This window comes from Halorubrum coriense DSM 10284 (assembly GCF_000337035.1).
In the GTDB taxonomy this organism is placed as follows: domain Archaea; phylum Halobacteriota; class Halobacteria; order Halobacteriales; family Haloferacaceae; genus Halorubrum; species Halorubrum coriense.
Window position 1 is genome coordinate 24,146 of sequence record NZ_AOJL01000007.1, and the last position, 6,218, is coordinate 30,363.

Annotated in this window: 6 protein-coding genes, 1 tRNA gene and 1 pseudogene; 4 read left to right on the forward strand and 4 right to left on the reverse strand. The window is 67.0% G+C overall.

Annotated features, from left to right (window positions below; genetic code table 11):
* Positions 1–149: 149 nt before the first annotated feature.
* The gene (locus C464_RS00950) at positions 150–989 is read left to right on the forward strand and encodes a proline dehydrogenase family protein (RefSeq protein ID WP_006111600.1); all 840 of its coding nucleotides are present in this window, start codon (positions 150–152) and stop codon (positions 987–989) included.
* A 125-nt stretch (positions 990–1,114) separates the two neighbouring features.
* Entirely contained in the window at positions 1,115–1,828 is a 714-nt protein-coding gene (locus tag C464_RS00955) for a DUF502 domain-containing protein (protein ID WP_006111601.1), read from the forward strand.
* A gap of 30 nt (positions 1,829–1,858) precedes the next feature.
* On the opposite strand, the gene C464_RS00960 is transcribed toward C464_RS00955, so the two are convergent.
* The 3 genes from C464_RS00960 to C464_RS00970 form a co-directional block, all read right to left on the reverse strand.
* The gene (locus C464_RS00960) at positions 1,859–2,788 is read right to left on the reverse strand and encodes a branched-chain amino acid transaminase (protein ID WP_006111602.1); all 930 of its coding nucleotides are present in this window, start codon (positions 2,786–2,788) and stop codon (positions 1,859–1,861) included.
* 100 nt (positions 2,789–2,888) lie between these two features.
* Positions 2,889–3,626, reverse strand: a complete 738-nt coding sequence (gene ribB, locus C464_RS00965) for a 3,4-dihydroxy-2-butanone-4-phosphate synthase (protein WP_006111603.1) — start codon at positions 3,624–3,626, stop codon at positions 2,889–2,891.
* Positions 3,626–4,384 carry a DUF120 domain-containing protein gene (locus C464_RS00970; protein ID WP_006111604.1) on the reverse strand — a complete coding sequence of 253 codons (759 nt, stop codon included), beginning with the start codon at positions 4,382–4,384 and terminating at the stop codon, positions 3,626–3,628. Before C464_RS00970 ends, ribB begins: the two co-directional genes overlap by 1 nt.
* Positions 4,385–4,643: 259 nt before the next feature.
* On the opposite strand from C464_RS00970, the gene C464_RS00975 reads away from it, so the two are divergent.
* Positions 4,644–4,715, forward strand: a tRNA-Ala gene (locus tag C464_RS00975).
* A gap of 355 nt (positions 4,716–5,070) precedes the next feature.
* On the opposite strand, the gene C464_RS00980 is transcribed toward C464_RS00975, so the two are convergent.
* On the reverse strand, positions 5,071–5,529 hold the full coding sequence (locus C464_RS00980; RefSeq protein ID WP_049910739.1) for a type IV pilin: 459 nt from the start codon (positions 5,527–5,529) through the stop codon (positions 5,071–5,073).
* A 203-nt stretch (positions 5,530–5,732) separates the two neighbouring features.
* On the opposite strand from C464_RS00980, the pseudogene C464_RS00985 reads away from it, so the two are divergent.
* A pseudogene (locus C464_RS00985) lies at positions 5,733–6,218 on the forward strand (hypothetical protein); the annotation flags it as partial.

Here is a 6,218-nt window from a genome sequence, read left to right on the forward strand (position 1 = left end):
GCGGAGTGTTATAAACCCCGGATCGCTCGTCGCCGAGATCGCTCCCGCGCCCCGCCGACGCGTCCGGCGGTCGCCGCCGCGGGCGCGACGTTGCGGCCACCGCCGCCGAGTCGGCAAAGGTAAAGTTCGCCCCGACCGGAATCAGTAATATGATTCCACCCATCGCTCGGCGCTTCGTCGCCGGCGAAAGCATCCCGACGGCTCTCGACCACGCTCGCGCCGCCAACGAAGACGACGTCGCGGTCATCCTGAACCTGCTCGGCGAACACTACGACGACCCCGCGGACGCCCGCGCCGACACCGACGCCTACCTCGAACTGCTCGACGACATCGCCGGTAGCGGCCTCGACGCCTGCGTCTCGGTGAAACCCTCGCAGATCGGCATGGACGTCTCCGCCGACCTGTTCGAGGAACACTACCGCGAGATCGTCGCGCGGGCCGACGAGCTCGGCGCGTTCGTCTGGTGTGACATGGAGGACGCCGACACCACCGACGCCACCCTCGACGCGTTCGAGTCCATCGCCGCCGACTACCCGTGGAGCGTCGGCCAGTGTATCCAGTCGAACCTCAAGCGCACCGCGGACGACCTCGACCGACTCGTCGACGTCCCCGGCAAGATCCGGCTCGTGAAGGGGGCCTACGACGAGTCGTCGTCGATCGCGTACACCGAGAAGGCGCGCGTCGACGAGGCGTACCGCGACGACCTGACCACGCTGTTCGAGCGCCGCGACCGGGGGATCGCGGTCGGCAGCCACGACCCCGAGATGATCTCGCTGGCGGACCGGCTCTCGCGCGACCACGGCGGCGACTACGAGGTCCAGATGCTGATGGGAGTCCGTCAGGACGCGCAGCGCGACCTCGCCGCGCAGGGCGTCGACGTGTACCAGTACGCGCCGTACGGCGGCAAGTGGCTCTCGTACTTCTACCGCCGCGTCCGCGAGCGGAAAGAGAACCTGACGTTCGCGGTGCGGGCGGTCTTGGGCGCGTAGTCGCGGGGACCCCCGACCCCTCGGCGCGGCGTTCCGAGAAGGGCTCGGCTCCTCGACGCGGCGCGACCCGGGCCGCGGTGCGTGGAAGCCCTCTTAAGGATTGCCGACACATACCGATCCAATAGATGTCCACGTGGAAACGCGACTTCGCCAGCGGGCTCATCGTGTTGGCCCCGCTTCTCGTTCTCCTGTTGGTCCTCCGCTGGATCTACCAGTACATCGCCTCGATACCGCTCATCGAGGGGCTCCAGCCCGACATCATCCCCGCACCGCTAGAGCCCGTTTCCCGCGTGATAATTGCCTTCGCGGTGTTCGCGACGGTCGTCCTCGCGGTCGGGTACTTCATGCGAACTACCTTGGGGCGGCTGGCGGAGTCGGCGGTGGACGACACGATAAACCGGATCCCGGCGCTGCGGGTGGTGTACAACGCCTCGAAACTCGCCATCGAGACCGCGATCTCCGGCACCGACGAGCTTCAGAGTCCGGTGTACATCGAGACGTGGCCCGGGATCCGGATGACCGCCTTCCGGACGGGGAAGAAGACCCGCGACGGCAAGATCGTCTTGTTCATGCCGACCGCGCCGAACATCACCACCGGCTTCGTCATCGAGGTCGAGCCGGAGCGGATCGAGGAGACCGGCGAGACCGTCGAGGAGGGGATGACGCGGGTCCTCTCCGCCGGCTTCGCCGAGTCGGCCCATCAGGTCCCGGTTCACGAGGAAGACCCGGCCGAGGGCGGCGACGCCGACGGTCCGGAGGGGTACGGGCACGTCCGGACCGACGGAACGCCCGGCGACGGAGACGGCTCCGCGGCCGGGGGAAGCGGTTCGGGCGAATGACGCTAATCGGGTGAAAGCCGGTGACGCGAGCTACAGGTACGTGAACCACTCGTCGTGGTCGTCCGTCCGGCGCTCGACTAGGTCGAAGAAGGCGCGCTGGAGCTCCTCGGTCACCGGGCCGCGGGTGCCCGCGCCGATCTCGGTGTCGTCCACCGAGCGGATCGGCGTGACCTCGGCGGCGGAGCCGGTGAAGAACAGCTCGTCGGCGGTGTACAGCTGCCCGCGGGAGATGACGGCCTCGTCGTGGACCTCGTAGCCGCGCTCCTCGGCGAGGGTGATCACGGTGTCGCGGGTGATCCCTTCGAGGATCGACTGCGCGGGGCCGGTGGTGTATATCTCGCCGTCGTTCACCATGAAGACGTTCTCGCCCGGCCCCTCCGCGACGTTGCCCTCCTTGTTGAGGACGATGGCCTCGACGTAGCCGTTCCGGCGCGCCTCCTCGCCCGCCAGCATGGAGTTGACGTAAAGCCCGGTCGTCTTCACGTTCGTCGGCACCTGCGAGGAGGCGTGCTTCCGCCACGAGGAGACCATCACGTCGACGCCGTCTTCGAGGGCCTCCTCGCCGAGGTACGCGCCCCACGGCCACGCGGCGAGCACGAGGTCGGTCGGGCAGCCCTCCGGCGAGACGCCGAGCGAGTCGTACCCGTAGTAGGCGATCGGCCGGATGTAACAGGACTCGAGGTCCTGCCGGTCGAGGAGTTCGAGCGTCGCCTCGGTGATCTCCTCGCGGGAGTGCTCGATGTCCATGTCGTACATCTTCGCGGAGTCGAACAGCCGATCGATGTGCTCCTCCCACCGGAACACCGCGGGGCCCCTGTCCGTGTCGTAACAGCGGACGCCTTCGAACACGCCGCTCCCGTAGTGAAGCGCGTGGGTCAGAACGTGGGTCGTCGCGTCCTCCCAGTCGAGGAACTCCCCGTTCTTCCAGATCGTGTCGACGTCCATCTCGTCGAATCCCATACTCGCTCGTTGCGGGCGGCGGGCATAAAACTGTGACAACCGGACCGAGACTGCCGCGGGGAGAACTCGTCCGCGCGCTGACGGCGATGGGGAGCCGGCGTTACGTCAACGCCTCGACGAGGGCCGCGCCCTCGACGTAGGGGATGTCGCGCCGGGCCGCGTACGCGGCGGCGTCCGCGGGCGCGAGCGCGTCGCCCGTCTCGTCGTCGAGCATCTCGCAGACCACGGCGGCAGGCGCGGCCCCTACCGCCTCGGCCATCGCGAGGCCGAGTTCGGTGTGGCCGGTCCGCCCGCCGAGCCCGTCGCGGTCGCCGCGCAGCACGTGGACGTGGCCCGGCGCGCGGAACTCCCCGGCGAAGTCGTCCGGGCCGTAGCCGCTCGGGTCGTCGCCGACGCGGCCGGCCGCGTTCGCCACCTCGACGATGGTCTTCGCGCGGTCCGCGTCCGTGATCCCGGTGAACGTCTCGCGGTGGTTCACCGGCAGCGAGAACGAGGAGCGGTCGTCGTAGTCCGGGTCGTCGTCGACCGCGGGGTGATCGAGCGCGTCCGCGAGGAACGGCAGGTCGAACGCGTCGCCGACCGCGTCGCTCACGGCCACGCAGATCAGCCCGCCGGCGTCGTTGCGCATGTGCGCCACCGCAGCCTCGTCGACCGCGCCCGCGGGGTAGACGATGTCGGTCTCGCCCTCCCGGTCCGCGAAGTCGTGGACGCAGACCGGGTCGCCGGCGCGGAAGGCGTCGAGGGCGCGCTCGACGGGGTCAGCCTCGGCGACGTCGGTCTCGGCCGCGTCGGCCGTGCCGGCGCTCGCCTCCGGGTCGGCGTCGACGTCGGCCCGCATCAGGCGACCTCCGTCTCGACCGCGGTCGACTCGGGCTCGTCGGCGCGGCTCGTCGGCTCGACGCGGACCTCCACCGAGTCGCCGTCGCCGAGGTCGAGGGCGTCGCGCAGCCGGTCCGGCGCGATCAGTTCGAGCTGGTCGTCGTCGTGGTGGGTCCGGTCGGGGACGATGGCGTGGACCTCGTCGTAGCGCTCGTCGCCCGCGACGAGGGTGACCCCGTAGCAGGTGGCCGCGCCGTAGGTGCGGTCCTCGCCCTCCCACGCGTCGATGGGGACGGCGTCGATGCCGGCCATCTCGCCGCGCCGGCGGACGCTCTCCTCGGTGAGGTCGACGTTGAGCGTGCCCGGGAACGGGTCGTAGCCGAGTCGCTCGTGGAACTGCTCGGCGTAGCCCGGCAGCGTGATGTAGTGGCGGCCCTCGCCCATCCCGCCGGTGACCGCGCCGCGGAGCGAGAGCTCGATGTCCGACTCGAACAGCCGGCGGTAGTCGGCGTACTCCGCCCGGAGCGCGGCCTCGCCCGCCTCCGTCACTCGGACCCACTGGCCGTCGCTGACCACGTCGCGCTCGACGTAGCCGGCGGATTCGAGCGTCTGGAGGCGTCGGGAGGCCGTCTGCGTGGAGGCGTCGAGCCGGTCGCCGAGCGCCGCGCACGACACCTTCGTCTCCGAGAGGCCCCCGACGAGCCCGACGTGTTTGAGGGCCGCGAGCGCGGCCGGGTCCACGTCGGTGTCCGCGTCGGTCGCCGTCGCGTCTGACATACGAGACGATCGGTCGTCCGCAGGCAAAAGGGTAACGAATATGTGAAGCTTCTCAGAAACGTTATTGGGTCGTCAGACCCGCCGAGGAATCGGTCGATCGAAACGTAGGCCTGCGACGTACGTAATCCCGTCGGTGCCGGTCGGCTTCGCGGTCTCTTCGACCGTTCGACGAACCGGTTCGGCGCTCGGATGTGAGCCACTCCCGCACCGGTCGCCGAAAGGTAAGGTACAAATACGAACGGGGTTTGTCTTTTCGTGAGGGCTCGTAGATCAGTGGCAGATCGCTTCCTTCGCAAGGAAGAGGCCCGGGGTTCAAATCCCCGCGAGTCCATCCTTGTCGCACTCCGATGTCGTCCAGATTTGTCAGTAGTTGAACGAGGGTGGGTGGCGCAGTCAATTGACTCCGTCTCGGTGACAGTAGTGACATCCGCGCTTACTCGGCAATTCGCACCTCATTGTGGTCCTCTGTCTTCTTTACCATGATGACACCCACCGTACTCACTGGCCACTGGCAATCGAAGCATAGCTGATAATTTACGCGGACGAGGCCACTTCTCGACCGTGTAATCCACCAGTACTCCAGTTAATTCTATTAAATATGAAACTAGACGCGAGCAAGAGACCTCAATTGTACACACGATAAAATAAGAACTGCTAGACAGCGAAAATACAGTATCTAGAGAATACTACGGTGACCGGACCGTTATAGTAGTCTCGTAAACACTGTTACCGCTGGGATCGTGAACTAGCCTTACATCAACGTCTTGTCCGTCACTGTAGGATTGACCATTGTCGATATTCTCGAACACAGCGGTTGTTCCTGTCCGCCACGGATCGCCAACCGATGTCGCGTTCGCATTCACTGTACCCACACGGGTTCCATCGACAACTAACACGATTTCAGTGGGATCAAGGTCCTGACCTCCAGTCTTCGTGATATCGAAGTCGACGTTGCTACTGTTAAGTTCCGCATTATCAGCCGAGAACGATGCCTGCGGCGCGGTGTCGCCTAACTGATCGCCGAGTCCGAGAACGAACGTCCCGATAACGGCCGCCAGGATGACGGTAATCGCGACCATGAGGATGACGCCGATGACGGGACTCACTGCCCTGTCGTCCGCGTTGGATTGGTTGCTTGGTTTCATTTGTTTGAACCCAGCGGCCACCGACGAACGCGGTCGCGGGAGTCCGGACGCCGTCGTCGACGCCGGAGCCGACGCGAACTCGTTCGGATCGGTTGCTGGTTACGTGTGAAAATGCGTATCTCCCTTATGTACTTATTGGCACGAGTATCAGCGGAGAAAATTGGAGGGGTAGAGTCAGGTTCGTTGACGTGAAGCGATAGCGTATGGAACCCACGGCGATGTCCCTCTCCCGGACCTACAGCGACCGCGTGTATCCGGACCCGTGGGAGAAGGTCCTCGACTACCGCCGCGTTCGCGCGTACGCCGCCGAGCACCCGAACGCCGGGCGCGTCCGCGTCGGCCGGGCGCTCGACCTCCCCGCCGAGCGCGTCCGCGGCTGGCTCGACGACGCCGTCCCCGACCCGGTCCGCGGGATCAACAGCGCGGTCGACCGCAGCTGGCTCGATCCGGACCCGGCCGGCGAGACGGCCGCCGCGCTCGTCGACCTGCTCGCGCACGTCCTCGCCGGCGGGAGCATTCCCGTCGGGAACTACGTGCCCGCGGTGACGCCCAGCGAGCGCGTGAGCGCCGCGGAGATCCGGACCGCCTTCGAGCGCGTCGGCGTCGAGACGCGCACCCGGAACGCCGACGCGCCCGGCCGCGCGGCCGAGGTCGTCCCCACCCTGTCTCTTATACACATCTCTGAGCGG